The sequence below is a fragment of the Okeania sp. SIO2C2 genome (assembly GCF_010692625.1).
GTDB lineage: Bacteria > Cyanobacteriota > Cyanobacteriia > Cyanobacteriales > Microcoleaceae > Okeania > Okeania hirsuta.
Window position 1 is genome coordinate 137101 of sequence record NZ_JAAHGM010000001.1, and the last position, 18945, is coordinate 156045.

General features: G+C 38.6%; 20 protein-coding genes and 1 pseudogene. 9 read left to right on the forward strand and 12 right to left on the reverse strand.

Going from position 1 to position 18945, the window contains the following annotated elements:
* Positions 1-483 precede the first annotated feature (483 nt).
* Both gloA and F6K18_RS00555 read right to left on the reverse strand, forming a co-directional pair.
* On the reverse strand, positions 484-912 hold the full coding sequence (gloA, locus tag F6K18_RS00550) for a lactoylglutathione lyase (protein WP_287517655.1): 429 nt from the start codon (positions 910-912) through the stop codon (positions 484-486).
* An 840-nt stretch (positions 913-1752) separates the two neighbouring features.
* Complete coding sequence (locus F6K18_RS00555; RefSeq protein ID WP_287517658.1) at positions 1753-2217, reverse strand: hypothetical protein; 465 nt, start codon at positions 2215-2217, stop codon at positions 1753-1755.
* A gap of 807 nt (positions 2218-3024) precedes the next feature.
* Between F6K18_RS00555 and F6K18_RS37200 the strand changes: the two genes are divergently transcribed.
* The gene (locus tag F6K18_RS37200; RefSeq protein ID WP_375341282.1) at positions 3025-3150 is read left to right on the forward strand and encodes a hypothetical protein; all 126 of its coding nucleotides are present in this window, start codon (positions 3025-3027) and stop codon (positions 3148-3150) included.
* A 169-nt stretch (positions 3151-3319) separates the two neighbouring features.
* Entirely contained in the window at positions 3320-3724 is a 405-nt protein-coding gene (locus F6K18_RS00565) for a hypothetical protein (RefSeq protein WP_287517660.1), read from the forward strand.
* 321 nt (positions 3725-4045) lie between these two features.
* On the opposite strand, the gene F6K18_RS00570 is transcribed toward F6K18_RS00565, so the two are convergent.
* From F6K18_RS00570 to lipA, 3 genes are all read right to left on the reverse strand, one after another.
* Entirely contained in the window at positions 4046-4195 is a 150-nt protein-coding gene (locus tag F6K18_RS00570) for a hypothetical protein (RefSeq protein WP_287517663.1), read from the reverse strand.
* 139 nt (positions 4196-4334) lie between these two features.
* Complete coding sequence (gene psaX / locus F6K18_RS00575; protein ID WP_124144633.1) at positions 4335-4424, reverse strand: photosystem I protein PsaX; 90 nt, start codon at positions 4422-4424, stop codon at positions 4335-4337.
* A gap of 272 nt (positions 4425-4696) precedes the next feature.
* Complete coding sequence (lipA, locus tag F6K18_RS00580; RefSeq protein WP_287517665.1) at positions 4697-5656, reverse strand: lipoyl synthase; 960 nt, start codon at positions 5654-5656, stop codon at positions 4697-4699.
* Between the two features lie 346 nt (positions 5657-6002).
* Here lipA and F6K18_RS00585 point away from each other — a divergent pair, with 346 nt between their 5' ends.
* From F6K18_RS00585 to F6K18_RS00610, 6 genes and pseudogenes are all read left to right on the forward strand, one after another.
* Positions 6003-6221 carry an HNH endonuclease gene (locus tag F6K18_RS00585; RefSeq protein WP_287517667.1) on the forward strand — a complete coding sequence of 73 codons (219 nt, stop codon included), beginning with the start codon at positions 6003-6005 and terminating at the stop codon, positions 6219-6221.
* A gap of 46 nt (positions 6222-6267) precedes the next feature.
* Complete coding sequence (locus F6K18_RS00590) at positions 6268-6543, forward strand: hypothetical protein (RefSeq protein WP_287517668.1); 276 nt, start codon at positions 6268-6270, stop codon at positions 6541-6543.
* Positions 6533-6676 (forward strand): hypothetical protein, encoded by a 144-nt coding sequence (locus F6K18_RS00595; RefSeq protein ID WP_287517670.1) that lies wholly within the window; start codon positions 6533-6535, stop codon positions 6674-6676. The genes F6K18_RS00590 and F6K18_RS00595 overlap by 11 nt, the downstream gene beginning before the upstream one ends.
* 173 nt (positions 6677-6849) lie before the next feature.
* Positions 6850-7389 carry a PleD family two-component system response regulator gene (locus F6K18_RS00600; protein WP_124144635.1) on the forward strand — a complete coding sequence of 180 codons (540 nt, stop codon included), beginning with the start codon at positions 6850-6852 and terminating at the stop codon, positions 7387-7389.
* Between the two features lie 1098 nt (positions 7390-8487).
* Positions 8488-9570, forward strand: a complete 1083-nt coding sequence (locus F6K18_RS00605) for a bifunctional heptose 7-phosphate kinase/heptose 1-phosphate adenyltransferase (protein ID WP_124144636.1) — start codon at positions 8488-8490, stop codon at positions 9568-9570.
* A 281-nt stretch (positions 9571-9851) separates the two neighbouring features.
* Positions 9852-10777: pseudogene (locus F6K18_RS00610) on the forward strand (IS1 family transposase).
* Between the two features lie 646 nt (positions 10778-11423).
* Here F6K18_RS00610 and F6K18_RS00615 read toward each other — a convergent pair.
* A complete protein-coding gene (locus F6K18_RS00615; protein WP_353734975.1) occupies positions 11424-13127 on the reverse strand; it encodes a sodium:solute symporter family protein in 1704 nt (567 codons plus the stop codon).
* A gap of 93 nt (positions 13128-13220) precedes the next feature.
* Here F6K18_RS00615 and F6K18_RS00620 point away from each other — a divergent pair, with 93 nt between their 5' ends.
* Positions 13221-13385 (forward strand): hypothetical protein, encoded by a 165-nt coding sequence (locus F6K18_RS00620; protein ID WP_287517675.1) that lies wholly within the window; start codon positions 13221-13223, stop codon positions 13383-13385.
* A 125-nt stretch (positions 13386-13510) separates the two neighbouring features.
* Here F6K18_RS00620 and F6K18_RS00625 read toward each other — a convergent pair whose 3' ends face one another.
* From F6K18_RS00625 to F6K18_RS00650, 6 genes are all read right to left on the reverse strand, one after another.
* Entirely contained in the window at positions 13511-13783 is a 273-nt protein-coding gene (locus F6K18_RS00625) for a hypothetical protein (RefSeq protein WP_287517678.1), read from the reverse strand.
* Between the two features lie 18 nt (positions 13784-13801).
* On the reverse strand, positions 13802-14899 hold the full coding sequence (locus F6K18_RS00630; protein WP_287517679.1) for a class I SAM-dependent methyltransferase: 1098 nt from the start codon (positions 14897-14899) through the stop codon (positions 13802-13804).
* Between the two features lie 72 nt (positions 14900-14971).
* Positions 14972-15643 carry a hypothetical protein gene (locus tag F6K18_RS00635; protein WP_353734976.1) on the reverse strand — a complete coding sequence of 224 codons (672 nt, stop codon included), beginning with the start codon at positions 15641-15643 and terminating at the stop codon, positions 14972-14974.
* A 312-nt stretch (positions 15644-15955) separates the two neighbouring features.
* Complete coding sequence (locus tag F6K18_RS00640; RefSeq protein ID WP_287517680.1) at positions 15956-16522, reverse strand: RidA family protein; 567 nt, start codon at positions 16520-16522, stop codon at positions 15956-15958.
* 21 nt (positions 16523-16543) lie between these two features.
* Positions 16544-18133 (reverse strand): flavin monoamine oxidase family protein, encoded by a 1590-nt coding sequence (locus tag F6K18_RS00645; RefSeq protein ID WP_287517682.1) that lies wholly within the window; start codon positions 18131-18133, stop codon positions 16544-16546.
* 173 nt (positions 18134-18306) lie between these two features.
* The gene (locus F6K18_RS00650; RefSeq protein WP_287517685.1) at positions 18307-18867 is read right to left on the reverse strand and encodes a hypothetical protein; all 561 of its coding nucleotides are present in this window, start codon (positions 18865-18867) and stop codon (positions 18307-18309) included.
* Between the last annotated feature and the right edge of the window lie 78 nt (positions 18868-18945).

Sequence of the window (18945 nt, forward strand, 5' to 3'; positions counted from 1 at the left end):
TATAAAACTATTTATAGGGTAGTTGACATCTCCAGGGGTTGAAACACCCTGGATTCTGTTCCCGTTAAAAAACTGCGAACACCAGGGTCTAAAGCTATCATAGATTGACTCTGAGAGTTTTCTGGTTTAAACTCTATTGGAAATACACCTTTAACTTTCAGGTATTTACTAATTAGCTGATTATCTTTTTCTATCCCCCTTCTTCCTGAAATTATTTATCTTTTCTGTAGCGGGTTTAATACCCCACCGTCATTTCAGTTATAAGTTATCAGTACCTCTAGTTAAAGTCAGAGGCTTGAAATATTGAACTTGATTTTTTTTTCATCCCCTTGTAGAGCGGTAGCTCGCGGCGCAGCCAAGGGGAGGCTATTGACCTTATTTTTTTGTCACTTGCAGTGCTGAAAATTGTTTAGGGTCATAAGACACCGAGTGGCCGATAGTTAACTATCCCCATACAATTTTCCCTTCTGCCTTCTGCCTTCTTCAATTAGCGCTAGCTGCAACTTCTTTTTCTGAATTGCTACTACGAGAGCTTAATTGAATTAGTTCTACTTTATAGCCATTTGGGTCTTCAATGAAGGCAATAACTGTGGAACCATGTTTCATTGGCCCTGGTTCTCTGGTCACTTTTCCTCCCTGTGCTTTTATTTGTTCGCAAGTGCCATAAATATCATCAACACCCAAAGCAATATGGCCATAAGCATCGCCCAAGTCGTATTGGTCTTTGCCCCAGTTATATGTTAATTCAAGTACTGTGTGGTCTGACTCATCGCCATAACCAACAAAGACTAGAGTAAATTCACCACCTGGATAGTCTTTTTGGCGTAATAGTTTCATACCGAGGACATCGCAGTAGAATTTGAGAGATTCTTCTAGGTTCTTGACTCGCAGCATTGTGTGTAGTAGTCGCATGGTCTACTCTTTATTCCTTGACTATATGTACTTTTTATTGTGAAGCAATTTGGTCAATCTTGGGAGTCAATGTTGCCTGAATGGCAACTATTAGACATCTCCAGAAAAGAGGCAACAGGCAACAGGGAGAAATAATTGATTTGATTTTTGATTTTTACCGAATAATTAAGGTTTAAAGCCTCTCCTTTGAAGGAGAAACAAGCGGTCGTTAGCGCAGCTTCCCGAAGGGTGGGATGGCGTACTTCGGAGCGGGTCTGTAAGAACGGGTCTCCTCGCCATATCCAATCGACCAAGAGAGAAAATATTTTCCTTTTATTAAATCCTCTTCCTTTTCCTTTTAGGGCTATGCTTTATAAACATCTTTCTTAACATAAAAATTGATAAAATAGACAAGTTATGTATAAGTCTTTCAAAGGTTTTTGTCAGAGAAAAAGTGTATTAAAAAGTACATTTTTTTTGATAACTTAAGTAGTTTTTCCTATCTACTATGATTCTTTCTCCTTTCTCCCCTGCTTCCCACAAGGTTTTCAGGAGTTCCTTATCAGGGATAGCTTTTAGGGAGAGGTAATTATCAATTATCAATTATTGAACAAATGTCTATTAGCACTCACAGAACTTACGCAGAACTACCATATCTAGTAGGATCTAACTGCCGTTAGGCTTTTAAAACGAAATGTTTTTGGAGGCTTGCTCAAATCCCCGTTACAAAAACAATTTTTGATAGAATGTAATATTTGTGCGATCGCCATCTTACTTTTAAGTCATACTACTAAAATAAATACAATTTATCTCTTACTAAATTCTAACAATAGTGAGATATTAATCAATATTTTTACATAGTTATTTTGAAAAACTATAATAAATTACTTTTTCTAATTTAGACTTTTCTTTAATCAAAGCACTGTCTATTTTTTTTACTCCTTCTAATGATATTAATGACTTACATTGTTTAACTAAATTTTCCCAACTATGTAATCTTTGAATTGAATTAGATTTCTGAATTTTATCAACATAAAATTGTGCCCAAAATTTAGGGACATACTTTTGTTTTCTAGCCTTGATTCGCTTTCTCCATTTAGTAAAATCTGATTTTTTTGGTGGTTCTACCCCCAAAATTGGTGGCATATCGGCATAACTTACAAACCTACTTTTACCTTTTCCTACAACATGAATTACATATTTCCAACAGTTTATTTTGTAGATATTATCTGATTTTATTCCCAAATGAAATGCTAATGCGTCTCTAGTTACAAATCTACCCAATGGATGAGCAGCAGTAGATTGATTTTTGATGATTCTTTTCATAAAATCTACCTTAAATTTATATATATTTTTTTTGGCCGTATTTGTTTATTTATGTGTCTGTAATTCTATCTTAAATAATGCTTGGTTATTTTGTCAACATATAATAGTAAGCTAATTTTTTACACAAACAAATCAATTCTAATTGCCCATTATTGGAATATATTGTGGACAGTAATTTTTTCAATATTAGAGGATAGATAAACTCAATAATAGAGTTTAATGAGGTAAGTCTGGCAACTGTCAAATTGGCAACGTACAGTAGTCATAATTCAAGAGGAATTTTGTCAGAAGAATTGTTTTATTAACATCACTTGTTGCTATTTGTCAGTTATCTCTGTCACTATTTTTGAGAATAGTATTATATAGCAGTACGCAAATAGGGCGCGGACATTCCTCTATTTCCTTACTCCGGTGCTTCCCTATTCCCTATTCCCTATTCCCTTTCCACTCAAATTTATTGTCAAAGGCCAAAGAAGGTACTGCTATAGCAGGGAACAGTGGTGCGACCCCGCGGAGTGCGACAGAGGCAAGGGGTCGGAACCCGGCGTTTTGCTAGCTTCCCCTAGGGAATGGTTTATATCAAATCCCATAGCATTGGTGTAATTAGTGTGGGGATGAGGGAAGTAGGGAAGTAGGGGATTAGGGGAGTAGGGGAGTAGGGGAAAGATTTGGCAATGGCGCTTGTGATGGAACATTCTTTTATACCGAATTAAACGGATTTGATATTAGCCATGGGAATGCCGACCAAGAGAGGGAACGCACACTTGGTCAAGACTTACGCAGAAACTCTACTTATGGCTAGGGCAAATGCAATTCGCCCCTACAGATGGTGGTTTAAAGGTCAATTTGCGTAAGTCCTGTTGGTGTATAGAGCGATCGCTACTAGATACGATAAACGTTCAGTTAACTTTCTGGGAGGAATTTATTTGGTAGCCTCAGTCATTTTATTAGCATAGCGATGGCAATTTTATTATTGCATACAATACCCATTTTGTCAATCTTTTAATTGATGACACGCCCTAGCAACATTTAGTAAACTTTTGTCAAAAATTAGAATATTTTTGAGTAAAATGTAAAAATAGATACAGAAATAAAAAAAATTTTGGGTACATGGTCTGATGATATGAAACTAAATAATGACTATCAGCGTAATCGACAAGAACTTCCTACTATTAATATGATGATGGGGGAAGCAGTGGAGGAATATAGGGGACAACATAGAGGCCAAGGGTGGACTTATCCTTACGTTAAACATATTCCCATACCTCAACATCCTTCTCAAAAGCTGTGTTGCCCCAGAGATGATGAGTTAGCTCAGGAAAAACAAACTATTAATGTTGCTCAAATAGTAAAAGAGAAACAGGTTGAGCCAAAAAAGATAGCTCGGGTAAATAGAACAAATATATGCGATATATTACAATGGCGACGTTTAATAGCTAAGGCAAAAGGAGATGAAAAGTTATTAACTTTATTAGAGGTTGAGTGGCGAGATAAATCTTGTGGATAAAGTTATGATTTTTTATTTTTAGGATGTGCTTTTTGAAGAGAAATTAGTCGATTTTGAAAGTAGTCAGAGTTATTTTAGAAGCGGAACCAAGATAAAAATATTAGGAGGTAAATCTGAATTATTAAGTAGCGATAATATTTAATATAGTTCAGTTTAATACTGCTTTTGAGGTTGATTATTAGGAGAAAATTACAAAATTAACTTTTTATCTCAAAATCGTACATATATCTTTAATCAAAGTAATTGGGTCGCGCAACCCCGCATTTTAAGGAGAAATATTTTTGGAGAGTTGCTCACGCATCCCCGTTACAAAAATAACTTCTAACTTCTAATATCATGTCCGGATAAGAGCGTGATAAAAAAACTTTCTCCTTCAACTCCAATTCTTCTTCTTCCAACTTCAGTGTTCCCTCCTAACTCCTGTAGGGGCGATTCGCGAATCGCCCCTACGACTCCTGAGGACTCCGTCATTATTTATTTATAACTGTTCAACCGGACATGATATAACTTCTGACTTCTGACTTCTGACTTCTGACTTCATTAAAGTGCCACTCTTAAAGAATAGAGTATCCTAAGAGTGGCACAGATTTGCTAAGGAAAGGTCTGAAGACTACTGGATAGCGCCGAAATAGTAGCCCGCAACAACAAAGTTGATAGCCAATAATAATAAAGCCCAACCTGCACGAAAAGAATATTTCATCTAAATTTATTCTCCATTTTTATAGTGACGTTCTCCTACATCAAATCAAAGATGATGATGTGGGCTTCCCAACCTCATGGATAGGGCTTTCTGTTTTGCTGGCGCAACGCTGCGCGAACACAGGGAGTGCAACCACTTAACCCTCTGCAGACAGAGACGATGAGACCCACCGCATTTTTTTGGGATCAAGAAAATCCTATCATACAATTGATTCAATATCATACAAACATTTAAAGATTAGGAATTTATTTGTTTTCTTTTCCCTTCTTGACTTAAACACTTTCTCCAGCATGATAAGAACTACGCACTAGAGGGCCAGAACGCACATGAGAAAAGCCCATTTGTTGAGCGATCGCTCCAAGCTCGTCAAATTCTTCTGGTGTCCAATATTTTTGTACGGGCAAATGGGCTAGAGAAGGACGCATATATTGGCCTAAAGTAATGCGATCGCATCCTACTCTTCTCAAATCTGCCATGGCCTCAACTATTTCAGTTTTCGTTTCTCCATGTCCCAACATTAGACCTGACTTAGTAGGAATATTAGAGTTTAATTCCTTAACAATCCGTAATACATCAAGCGATCGCTCATATTTTGCCCCACGACGCACAGGGCCTTGTAATCGTGGTACTGTTTCAATATTATGGTTATAGCAAGCAGGTTCGGCATCTACAACTATCCTAATCCGTTCCTTTTGCCTTTCAGTTAGAGAAACAGACAACTTCTCAACGCCAAGTCCATCTTGACCACCCCAAAAATCAGCAGTCAAAACCTCAATCTTTGCCTCTCGGTTCCGTTCTCTAATAGCTGTCATTGTTGCTACAAACCAACTAGCACCGCCATCTGGCAAATCATCCCTAGCAACAGAAGTCAATACCACATACTCTAAACCTAACAATTCCACAGCCTCAGCTACTTTTTGTGGTTCCTCCGGGTCTAAGGGCATCGGAGCATGACCCTTATCAACTTGACAAAAAGCACAAGACCGCGTACAGGTAGGACCCATCAATAAAAAAGTAGCTGTCTTCTGGGCATAACATTCGCCTCGGTTAGGACAGCGACCTTCTTCACAGATGGTATGGAGCTGACGCTGCTTTATAATTTTTTGTACAGTAGAAATATCACTAGCTTTTCCCAAAGAAGGACGCAGCCACTTTGGCATACTCTGAATTTGGCCTTTCATCCCAGCAGTGTTGACCTGAGTTGATATTGACCGACCATTTTTTGTAGCCATAAAAAATTAAAAATTTTTGTGCGCTTTTATATTAGAACACCTTTGAAAAACCTAGCCAATCCTAGACATTTCTAAGGTTATCTATCAAAGGTTGCAGATTAAGTCAGTACTGACTACGTTGGCAGGTCACGACCACAATATGTGAATTCCACCATATATGTTGGTCGCTCTACAATTAAGGACAGCGTTTAATAGCGCCAATCGGGAGTCGGTTTTGTACCGAAGCGTGTTTAAAGCATGAACAAGCCTGGCCAACATGATTGAGGAACACTTTACTGAAAAGGAATAGATACCAGAATGTCTAATACTAAAGGGTGAATTAGCAGGATATGAATTGAGAGAATATTTGTTAGAAAAATGGGGTCGTCAATGTGCTGATTGTGGCAAAACTAATACATCCCTAGAGGTTGAACATATCTACCCCAAGTATAAAGGAGGTTCAGACCGAGTATCTAACTTAACTGTTGCCTGTACTAAATACAATCAGGTTAAAAGTAATCAAGATGTCAAAGAATTCTTATCTGGAAAACCAGAATTATTAAAGCGAATACGAACCCCAAGCTAGATCACCTTTAAAAGATGCAGCAGCAGTTAATTCTACTAGGTGGGAGTTGTTCAATGCCTTAAAGACGACAGGTAGTGAAGTAACTACAGGTAGTGGAGGACAGACAAAATTTAACCGTAGAAAACAGAAGTTACCAAAAGTACACTGCATAGATGCAGCTTGTGTAGGTGAAGTGAATCAGTTAAAATTCCATACTACCCAAGATTTAGCTGCTATCTGCAAAGGCCAAGGAGGTAGACAGAAAGCAGCGGTAAATAAATATGGATACCCCATAAGGTATAACCCACTAAAACCAATCAAAGGTGGGAATAGTGGAGACTAGCGCATTGAATATTGAAACAGGGGAAGTAGGTAGAGTTAATCCTCGCTCAAAATTAAATAGTTTTAACTTCACAGTGCCAGAACAGAAAGCAAAAAGTGTTCATGTAAGTAAATTAAAAGTTATACATAAATAAAGATGGTTATACCTATACATTTTGTCCACAGTTGTCCATAAATGTCTAGGAAAATGCCGTCTAAAACTTAACAGATCAATGTAGAAGCCATGATTTAGCAATCTTGATGGCTGATTACAGGAATATAGATAAGATTAATTTGAAACACTAACTGATAACTGGAGGAGCTAGTCGTGGCAGGACACAAAATTTTAGTTATTGATGATAGTAAAGTTATTAGGGTAAGAGTCAAAGAAATGCTTCCCCAAGGAAACTTTAATGTTATAGAGGCAAAGGATGGCCAAGAGGGACTGAAATTTATTATTAAGGAACGTCCGAATTTAATTATGTTGGACTTTCTACTACCAAAAGTTACTGGTTGGGAAGTGTTCCAAAAAATTCAATCCCAATCTCAGCTAAAGAAGATTCCATTGGTATTAATGTCAGGCCGTAAAGAAGAGGTGACAGATAAAATTCCTGAACCTTTTGAGAAACATTTTTTTGCTTTTTTAGAAAAACCTTTTGAGAAAAAAGAGCTAACTGCAGCTATTAAGTCTGCCTTTGATTTGGCCAAAAAACGCCCGAGTGAGCAAATGGAAGTTGCTGCTTTGGGGGGAAGTTCTGGCGATATTCAAGCGTTGCAAGCTCAAGTTAAGAAAATGCAAGCTGAAATTGCAGCGTTGAAAAAACAAATGGCTCAACTTGTGACTATTATCAAACAAAAGTTGAAGTAGTAAAATCAGTCATTAAAAATTGGTTATTGATTATTCTGATATTTTTTTCCCCTGGAATATTGATATATTCTGGGGATAATATAAAATCCGGTTAAACAACCTCACTTCAATTTAGTAGTCAGTAGTCAGCAGAGGCAAACGGCCGTTTACTGGGGCAGAGCTTCCGCTAAGGCCAGTACAAGGATGCTAAACCCTGAAACGTTTAGTATTGCTAGAAATTTTACTATTCCCTATTCCCTATTCCATATTCCCTATTCTCTATGGGTATAAATTTGATCTATGTGCAATTAAACGGACTTGATATAATTTATTAACATTAGAGTTATAGCAATGTGCGCTGGCATATTTACAAATTACAAGAACTGTCCAATAGCTAAAAGTCTTGTATTATCGGTCTTTTATTCCCCCTGTTGCCTGTTGCCTGTTGCCTGTTGCCTGCGCACAGCGCTATATCGCTAAATAGAGGGAAAAAATCGCTCCAACCTAGACAGAGCAATAATTCTCAGCATTTTTAATTTATAATATCTAGAATCCTTACATAACAAGCTTTTTGGGGATTTTTTAAGTTATAAAGTAACAAGTCTATTAGACATATCCGATAATCAAAAATAAAGTCAATTATCATTTTCTTTGTGGGTTTAATACCCCACCGTCTACAGGGTGTTCACGCATTACTTGGGGGAGCGTAGACGCGGAGCGGCAGGTCGTTGACTATCCCCATGTAATTTTCCTCCTGTCTCCTGTCTCCTGTCTCCTGTCTCCTTCTTCAATGCACAGAAATTATCAATTATTTCCCCCTACTCCCTACTCTCTCTTTTCTAGAGATATTTATTGGTCTGTACTTCAATAATTTGACTAATTTTTTCTCCCCAAATACCAGTTTGAAAAAAGAATGTTATAAATACAACACGCGCTATGCTGCTAAATTATTTTAATATATACATTGACTAAAAGAAAAGATTTGATTCCTCCTGACTACTGGCTACTGTACGTCGCCAATCCGACGGTTCCCCTAACTGACTACTAAAAACACCTTAAGTATTTGTAGCAAACATTTATAAAAATGGTATAACTCTTTGACTCAAAGAAAAACAAATTATGGTATTAGATTCAGAATTTCTTACTCAACTAAAAGCTGCTACACCTAGACTACTTGATTTACTCGCAGGTTTTTCTCAAGTTGAGGTTTTAGTGGTGGGAGATTTAACCCTGGATGAATTTATGACTGGTCAGGTAGAGCGGGTTTCTCGTGAAGCACCAGTATTAATTCTGCGTCACGAAACTACGGAGCAAGTACCTGGTGGGGGAGCTAATGCAGTTTATAATTTTGCTAAGTTGGGCGCTAAAGTTAAGGTTGTAGGTTTGTTAGGAAAAGATGAGCAAGGTAAAGCACTGCGTCATATTTTTGAAACAGCTAGAGTTGATACTACTGGAATTTTAGTCGATCCAAATCGCCCGACGGTAACTAAAACTAGAATTTCTGGTCATGCTCGTCAGTCTGTAACTCAACAAATTGTTAGGGTAGATCGAAAATCTGACGATCTGCCAGAAGTTGATTTGCAATTGCAATTGGCAGAGTATATTCAACGACAAGTTGCTACGGTAGATGCAGTAATTTGCTCAGACTATGGAGATGGTGTTTTGACGACACCAGTTATAGAGGCTGCTATATCTCATCCACAAAGAACTATAGTAGATACTCAGAAAGATTTACAGCGTTACAAGGGTGCTACTATATTTACTCCTAATCTTCCTGAAGCGGAGAAAGCAGTAGGATATGCTATTACTAATTCTGATACTCTATATCAGGCAGGATCTGACTTATTAAGGTTAACAGATGCAGAGCAAGTTTTGATTACTCGTGGCGAGGAGGGGATGAGTTTGTTTGATCGCGTAAATACTTCTAATTATCCCTCACCTTCTTTTATTCTTTCTGGTACTGGTGATACTCCGATTTATTGTTGGCATATTCCAGCTTTTAACCGGACAGATGTTTTTGATGTTACTGGTGCTGGTGATACGGTTGTTGCTGCTTTGACTTTGGCTTTGAGTATGGGTGCTTCTAGTTGGGAGGCTTCTGTTTTAGGAAATTTGGCTGCTAGTCTGGTGGTGCGTATATTTGGCACTGCAACTACAACGGTTAATGAACTCAGGGAGGCTTTACAAGCACTGGTTAGTTAGGCTCAAGTTACTCTATTGTGCGGCTTGGATGAAGGTGGCGATATAGCTGCCACACTTGCTACGCCAACGCCAAATCACCTCTATGGAGGAATGAACTAGAATTGTACTTTGTAAGTTTCCAGCTTACAATCAGTAATCATATCATGTCTGGTGGTATAGTTAGTGGGACTTACAGCGGTTTTCATTCCGCTAACGCCCCTACAGGGTTTTGGTTATGAGAAAGATTTAATGGTTGTGCCTGTGCGAAAGTGTGGGAATGGTCATATAACTATTGTCCCTTAATACTTTTAATTCTTATGGAATATCCTCTATGTGGCCATCACAAAACTCGGGTATCATGGAAAGACGAGCAAAGGAAGTCAACGATATTATTGTCCTGAATGCTTGCAAACTTTTCCTTCGGAATGTTGCGCAAACAGTTACACCTTCGACACTCTATACTATCGTAGACAGGTTCAGCCTGAACAAATGCGGATGGTTTTGCAAGCTTATGTCGAGGGTAGTAGTTTAAGAGGAATTAGTCGAGAGCGTGAATCTGGCCTATAATAAAGTAGTCAGTGTGGTGAGAGCAGCCTCTCAAAAAGGACAGATGATTCATAATGCCAATGTAGAAAATATTCAAACCTCACAGATTAGTAGTGATGAGTTTTGGTCATTTGTTCAAAAAAAGCGAGTGCGTAATTCTGGGGAGACCCCAGAATGTAAGACGCACTCAAGACACAAAAAAACTGTCAGACAAATGAATTGATAGAAGGTGACTGTGGGATTGGTATGACCCAAGCCTGATCAAGTGGACTGATTCTCATGGCAAGAGTTGGTAAACATACAGACCAGTTCATAGAAGAAGTTATCGTTAACACGGAAGGTAAAACAGACTGTAAACAATGGCATAGGGATGACTGGGGAGGATATGAGCGAGTTCTCCCTCCAGAGGTAAATCATATTATAGGCAAAGAGCAAACGCAGCAGTTAGAGAGAACCAATGGAATTTTCCGCCAGCAAACAGGTCGATGGCATCGCACCCCAGAATAAATTTGGGAAAGTCTGGGAACAAACTGAGATAACGGTAAGGTTAGTGGTTAGTTATTTCAATTGGATTTGGGTTCATAGTCGCAAGGAAAAGACTGCTGCACAAGGAGCAGGGGTGGCGATCGCACCCTGGAGTGGGAATGATCTATTTATATCAAATCCGTTTAATTGGACATAAAAAAAATCTTCAATCGTCATAACTACCCTCATCTTTGTAATTCTTTCTCCTCCTGACTCCTGTCTCCTGACTCCTGAGGACTCCTAACTTAACCATTCTATGGCTGTTTAACCGGATTTGATATTACCTATCCCACACTTTGCACTCTGCACTACCAATTAATCATCATAACCCCCAGAGTTCTAATTTACTCTAGGGGTTATGGTGATGTTAAAATTTTCCCGAGTCAAAATATTACTATTGCTTGATTTATATCATGTCCGCTTAATTAGTAGAGTTGTTGGGAATTAAGCTAAAAAATGGCTAAAACCCTTATTGGTCAAGGTTTATAGCGTTTTCAGTCCGAGAATCATGAAAAGCTTATTCTATAAGGTTTTGAGCATTGTTCAATTGTTATTTCCCAACAACTCTAGTGATAATACAGTTTTTAAGTGGTAGGTGGTAGGTGTAAATTTAAGAGGGAAGACTTGATAGGAGTGGAAATTTGGGATATTTCTTCAACATTGAGAGGAAAACATTTTTATTATACTTAATCATCTGGACATGATATTACTGCTGATCGGTCTTTATGCCATCTCTAGCTTGCATTTCCGTCATCTCATCCATAGAATAAAGTTTAACTGATAACCATGATCCCAAAAGAATATTAATCCAACTCTTCCTCCCCAATATCCCTAATTGGAGCAGGTGCAGCTAAAGGCGATCGCAACTCTCCCACCATCTCTTGTATTTCCAATGGTGGAGGAACTGTCATCCGAGACACTACAAAAGTCACAACAAAATTCAATAACATTCCCACTGTACCGATACCCTGATCGGACAACCCCAAAAACCATGTCGGCATTGCGTAGAATCTTACACCAACAATATAGATAGTTGTAAACACTAAACCAATTATCATACCACTTATCGCTCCTTCCCGGTTGGTACGTTTGTCAAATACTCCCAAAATAATTGCTGGAAAAAAAGTAGCAGCAGCGACACCAACTCCCAAAGTTGCTATCTCAATCACAAAACCAGGGGGGTTGATACCGAAATAACCAGAAAAGGCGATCGCTAATACTACCATTATTCTACCCAAAATTAATCTTTGTGACTCTGATGCTTCTGGGTTAATCAGGCGGTAATAAACATCGTGAGCAATGGCACTAGAAATCACTAATAACAAACCTGATGCAGTAGATAAAGCAGCAGCTAATCCTCCTGCTGCCACTAATGCTATTATCCAAGGCGGGAGTTTTGCAACTTCTGGAGTAGAGAGAGTGATAATATCCGGATCGAGAATTATTTCATTAGTCTCTGTATCTGGAGTTAACTGCAAACGACTGTCGTTATTTTTATCGGTAAATTCTAACAAACCTGTATTTTCCCACTTTGTCACCCAGTCTAACTGTTGTACTTCTTCCATAGTTTTGTTGTGTAAACTCTCAATTAAGTTGTATCGCGCAGAAGCAGCTAAAGCAGGAACAGTTGTAGAAAAAATGGCAATAAATAATAATGCCCAACCTACAGAATATCTGGCTGCTGTCACGTTAGGTACAGTATAGAAACGAACAATAACGTGGGGTAAACTAGCAAGACCCACCATGCCAGAAATAGTTATAAATAGAACATCTAGCATAGTTTTTTGTGTGAAAGCAGCAGTATATTCTGGAAAACCTAAGTCAACTTGAACTCGATCCAGTTTTTCCACAATGTCACCAAAAGTAAAAGCTAATTCTGGAATCGGAATATTTGTCAGAGCATTACAAATAGCAATAGCTGGTATCAAATAAGCAACAATAAGTATAAAATATTGAGCAACTTGAGTCCAAGTAATGCCTTTCATTCCTCCTAAGATGGCGAAGAAGGCAACTATAACCATACCGATGACAACACCAACTTCAATAGGTACTTGCAAAAACCGACTGAAGACAATACCAACACCTCGCATTTGCCCGACAACAAAAGTTATAGATATAATAAGGGCAGCAATAACCGCAACGATGCGAGCAATATTAGAGTAGTAGCGATCGCCTATAAAATCTGGTAAAGTATATTTACCAAACTTTCGTAGATATGGAGCAAGCAGTAATCCCAAGAGTATATAACCTCCTGTTCCTGCTTCTACATAATAAGAACCATCATAACCTAAAATTGACACTGCTCCTGCTATAGAAATAAATGAAACTGCCGACATAAAGTCCGCTGCTGTGGCAGCACCATTAGCAATTGCAGGTACACCTCTATCGGCGACAAAAAATCCTTTACTATCTTGGACTCGCGATCGCCACCCGATGTACAGGTAGAGCATTAAGGAAATTGTTACGAAAATAAATGTCCAAGTTTCTGTATTCATTGAGTTTTTCATATATTATAGTAATCTTTTCTTCACTAATATATCTTATGGAAGTAGACACAGCTAAAAGCGATCGCTGGAAAAGAGGATAAAGGATAAACGGTCTTGCTGAAGCGCGTGTATGATATTAATCTTAATTCTTTAGGAGTCAACCCACCCCTAACCCATCCCAGGAGGGAAACTCAGGAGGACCGAGTCAGGAGGGAAGAAATAAGAAGAAAGAGCAGTAGAAGAGAAAGTTTTTTTGGAGGAATATGCTATAAATTTTAAGCCTCACAAGCAACACTACAAACTTTTCTTCTACAAAACTTACTTTAATAATTCTGAAAATTTTCGGATGTAATATCGCCTAGATTTTAAACAGAAGAAGTTGCTGCCTTAGCACTACTACATTTTTATTTGAGATTATCTATAACTCTCAGTATTCTAGTAATATAATCAGTTCGCCATTGCTCCCGTTCCTCATTTACTTGTGCATCTGGTTGATAATTTTCAATGTCTTCAGAGGAAATAATACTTTTAGCTACTAATAACTTTTCAATGGTGTCTAAGCGTTCCCGCAATACTGATACCTCTCCTGCTAATGCCATTATTATTGCCAGTAATTTATCGTTATCTGTATTATCCAAATAAACTGGTCGCTTACCTTTTGCTTGTTTAGGAATCATCTTTTTTTTATCTTTTTATCATTTACTACCAACAATAATGAATGACTGCATTCCATTACTTTGTTCCAGCAGTGTGTTAATCAGACTATCTCTCGAAAAACCTGCTTCCCTTGCTACAGCTAATAAATCTAAATCCCGCATGGCACTCCAGAAAGGTTCATTATTATTAGTTGTTTCTTCATCATAGATAAACGCAGTATATAAATCTAGATGACGAAACAAACGCGCATCTTGATGTATCATTATTCCACCTGGAGCTAATAAACGATAACTTTCACGGAAAACATTCCGAATTGCTGGCACAGGCATTTCATGTAGCAAAATATGACTTACCACCAAATCAAATGATTCATCTGGAAAGTTAGTCTTCTCAGCATTCTGTTGGCTAAAATGCACCCGTTTTCCTAAAGACTCTGCTCGTGCATGACTATAGCGTAATATGGCAGGAGCTAGATCGATACCATAAACTTCAGCATTTGGATAAGCATCTACATAAGGCAAAGTATTAGCACCCACTGTACAACCCATATCTAGAATTTTCCCTGGTTGAAAATTTGGGTATTGCTGCTTCAAGAATTTATGAATAACCGTCTGACCTCTGACATCACGAAGAGACTTAGGGTTTCTCATGGCAACATAAACTCCCAAGTCATAAATAGCACCTGCCGCTACGTCATCTTGAGTGTATTCGCTATTGTATCCTCCAGGCATACAATGAACATCTACAGCAGTTTGGTAGGTGGGAATTTTTAATTCCGGGTTTAGGATAAGTGTTCCCAGGGGTTTTTCCCTATCTTTGGCACATTCCACCAAATTTGGTAGTTGACGTTCGACAGTAGTAATTACTGATTCCCACATCATTTCTTGGGTAATACGTTTGCAGCTACTGTACCACTTATAAGATGGTTGTTGCTGCATTTCCCGCCGAATTTCATAACGATCTTTAGGGGAACGTTGATTTTCTTTTTCAAATTGTGGTTTGACAGTCTCTTGGTAAACCAACTTTAAGTCATTTCGCATTTTTCCAAACAGATAGTTTCTGAAACTTTTAACAAAGTTTTGTCGTGCTAACTCATCGTGATTTGCTTGTGGTATCATAGTATGATTCATGTCCATTTGAATAATTAGACTTTGGTGGAAGGAAGGCAGCTATCCTGGAGGCAGGAGGCAGAAGGTTTTCTCCTATTGTCACCTTAATTTTATACACGCTCCGATGCTACCGGAAATGATATGAGCTAATTTTTTGTTCATAATATTTGTCAGAATATTACTAATGACAATAGCTGGTATCAAATAAGCAACAATAAGTATAAAGTATTGAGCAACTTGAGTCCAAGTAATGCCTTTCATCCCTCCTAAGATGGCGAAGAAGGCAACTATAACCATACCGATGACAACACCAACTTCAATAGGTACTTGCAAAAACCGACTAAAGACAATACCAACACCTCGCATTTGCCCAACAACAAAAGTTATGGATATAATCAGAGCAGCAATAACCGCAACGATACGAGCAATATTAGAATAGTAGCGATCGCCTATAAAATCTGGTAAGGTATATTTCCCAAACTTTCGTATATATGGAGCAAGCAGCAAACCCAAAAGTACATAACCTCCTGTTGCTGCCATTACATAATAAGAACCATCATAACCTAAAATTGATACTGCTCCTGCTATAGAAATAAATGAAACTGCAGACATAAAGTCCGCTGCTGTGGCAGCACCATTAGCAATAGCAGGTACACCTCTATCGGCGACGAAAAAACCTTCACTATCTTGGACTCGCGATCGCCATCCAATGTATAGGTAAAGCATCAAGGAAATTGTTACGAAAATAAATGTCCAAGTTTCTGTATTCATTGAGTTTTTCATATATTAGAGTAGGGAACAGGCAACAGAGGGTTACAGTTAGCATTAGAGAAAAACATCCGTACATAGTCTAATATCATCAATACCATCACGAGTCCACGCAAAAAGTCTATTGGTATTATTCAGCGAATGCAGTCTTGAGTTTGATTATTTTATTTCTCAATCTCCTAACTTCTGACTCCTTTGCCAAAAAAACTCACCTTTGCGGAGATACCAAATGGGTTCTATAGACAATTTTTAGATAATTATAGCGAATGTATCTGATAGGAAATTAGGTCTGATCCTGTTCAAGCTTTGCTGATTTTATAGTCGTACTGCTGTAACTTCAATTTCTACTAACCAACCAGGATTAGCTAACCCGGCAACCTGCATAACAGAGCGAGCTGGTAACTTTGGCTGTTCCTGAGTTCCAAAAAACTGTGTGTATCCCTCCATAAACCCTTTAAAATCAAGGCGGTCATCCATGGCCGGATCGCCAACCAAAAAGACCTGCATTTTCACCACATCTCCTAGAGTCAAGTCTAAATCCTCTAAGATACTCTGGATGCGTTTGAGAACTCCAACAGTTTGAGTTTTAGTATCTCCGAAGGCGGTTATCGTCGTTTTATCGACTGTATCGTCCACAACGGGAGGAACTTGACCACTTAGGTAAACCTGTTGAACGCTAGGAGGAACTTCTACAGCTCGGGCAATAGGAAAACTAGAACCAGGAATGGGGTGGCGAATAATCACATCGTCCGCAGCTTGAGTGCTAGGCAAAGTTAGTAGAGATAAAATCACACCTAAAAAAGTAATAATCATCATAGTTTTATATCTAATCAGGCTAATGGCAAAGCGATTTAGTGCTGATAAGATTCTATTTTTTTTCATTTTCACTCTTTCTCCTATAAATTAAGAATTTTGTACTCTAGTAGTAATCTCATTAACAATTTTATGAGCTGACAAAATAGCCCCTTCCTGCCATCCGGTTAAATAACTCATATGGTCTCCGGCAAAATATACATTTCCGTCAGGTTGATTTAGAACTAAATAGGCTTTTTTCCTGCTATCTTGCTCCCACCTGATCAAAGCTCCCTCGCTGTAGGGTACTTTTCCCCAAGCTACCGTGCAGCCATTTGCTACGGATACTTCCTGATTATACCCTGGGTGAATCTTTTCCCCTTCTAAAATAGCTAAGGATAGTCGCTGTTTAGATGTCATAGCTTCCCAGCGTTTTGAAATCTCATTACTCCAGATGTAAGCACCAACAATAATACCTTGAGAATTATGAAAACCTGTTGAGGGGTACCAAATTTGAGTAATGTCTCCCTCTGTCCATGAAATACCACCGTAGATATTGTAGTCTTCTTCCCAAAATCGACGCCTACTCTGAAATCCTACTTTAATAGCGTGGCTATAGGAGGATGCTCCTACTGTAATCGCAGCTTGATGTTCTACGGAAAAATCGGCCTTAATATTTTTCAGTACAGATAAGGGTATGGTACAAATTGCGAATTTACCATCAACAGACTGATATTGATTCCTTTTGCGATCGCGATATATCACCTGTACCCCATCAGAATGCTGCCGAATTTTAGTTACTTCAGCATTATAGCGAATAAGTCTACCCACCTGCTGCTCAAAACCTTTAGCTATGGCATCCATTCCACCCACTGGTTGCAGCATCGTAGCTGCTTGCCAATAACCTTCACCGAAATGCATTTTGTATTCCCAGAACCGAGAATTTAATAATTCAGATAATGGCAAAGGCTCATGTTTTCTACCAGTGTTTATTCCAGCACCAGGGGGAATTTCATATCCAGCTCTACTAGAACCCACATATTCCCCCTTTGAATTTAAATCACCAAATCCTTTGACAAACTCTAACAGACGCTCTTGTTCTTCTGGGGATACATCCCGATCTAATCCATTAATACCAATAGCTTTAGTTAGTAACTCAGCAATGTAGCCTCTGCTGTCACTTATGACACGTCGGCTGTTCACAGGAGAACCACCGAAAGCTTGATCATCCTGAAAGTAGGCTGCCCGATTTTCATTAACGATCACCTCTAGTGGCACTCCAAACTCTTGACAATAACTCAAAATATTTTTGTGGTGGTAAGGTATACGAGCTGGTCCTGGGTTGAAATAGAGAGAATTGTCATTATCAAATGGGCATTTCTCAGAGCGTTGCCCTTGCTGATGAATCTCATTGATTACATCCTTATGGCGCAAAGTCCAACAGCGACCACCTGCACGATTTCGAGCTTCTAACAAAATACATTCATATCCAGCTTTTGTCAATTCGTAGGCAGCGGTCATACCTGCAATTCCCGCTCCCAAAATGATGACTTTAATTCCAGCACCTGTTTCTCCTCCAAGTCTAGGTCGATTAGTTGTTTGAGCATAGGTTGATCTCCAACCCATGGCATGGAGAGCGATCAGAACGGCAGTCGTTCCACCAGCTCGACTTAATAAATTAAATAGTGTCCGTCGTTTCATTAATTGATTCCGCTAATCAAATTTTATGTTGTAAATTATATCAAATCCGGATAATTACTATACCCAAGTCATTGCGACTGGAACGGAGTGGAAGGAAGCAATCTCATGGGGTTAGGAGATTGCTTTCTCTTCGTCACCGGGTTGATTAATTTGTGTTGATTTCATTTCAGAGATTATTTGCGTTCCAATGATTTAATTAAGGGATGACGGTTATTAAGTAGTTCCTTCAGTTTATCAAATGCTGTTACCTGTTGACGAACATGAGCATCAATAAATAAACCTATTGTTTCTGCCATGAGAGAACGAATTTCATCTTCTGGTTGAGTCGCAGGAAAGTCAAGAAAAGGTCTACCTGTTGTCGGGTCAAATGGATCGGCAAAAGAAAAATGATTAGCTCCCTCGACTAACATTAGATAGCTGTCATTTCTTCCTCCAGAAATTGCTTCGTGAAAAGTCCGCGATACTGGTGTTGTGGCTTCTTCCCAAACAGTACCATAACGGTGACTACTATTAGCAATGACTCCATCGCAAGTACCACCTATTAACAATAGTGGTAGTAAGTCAGGGAGAGGTAAAATTGTTGCTGCTTCATATCCGAGCATTGTACCTGCTGCTGAATGTACTCCATAACCAAAAGCAGCGACCACTTGCGGAAAAAAGTGAGGACTAGCACTTTCTATTGCCACTCTGCCACCCGCAGAATGTCCTCCCAAAATAATTTTTTGTTTGAACAAAAAACATCTACGACAAACCGGGTTTCTGGGTTCTGCTGCGTAAGTCCTGATTTGATTAAGTTAATCCTCTCTTCTTCT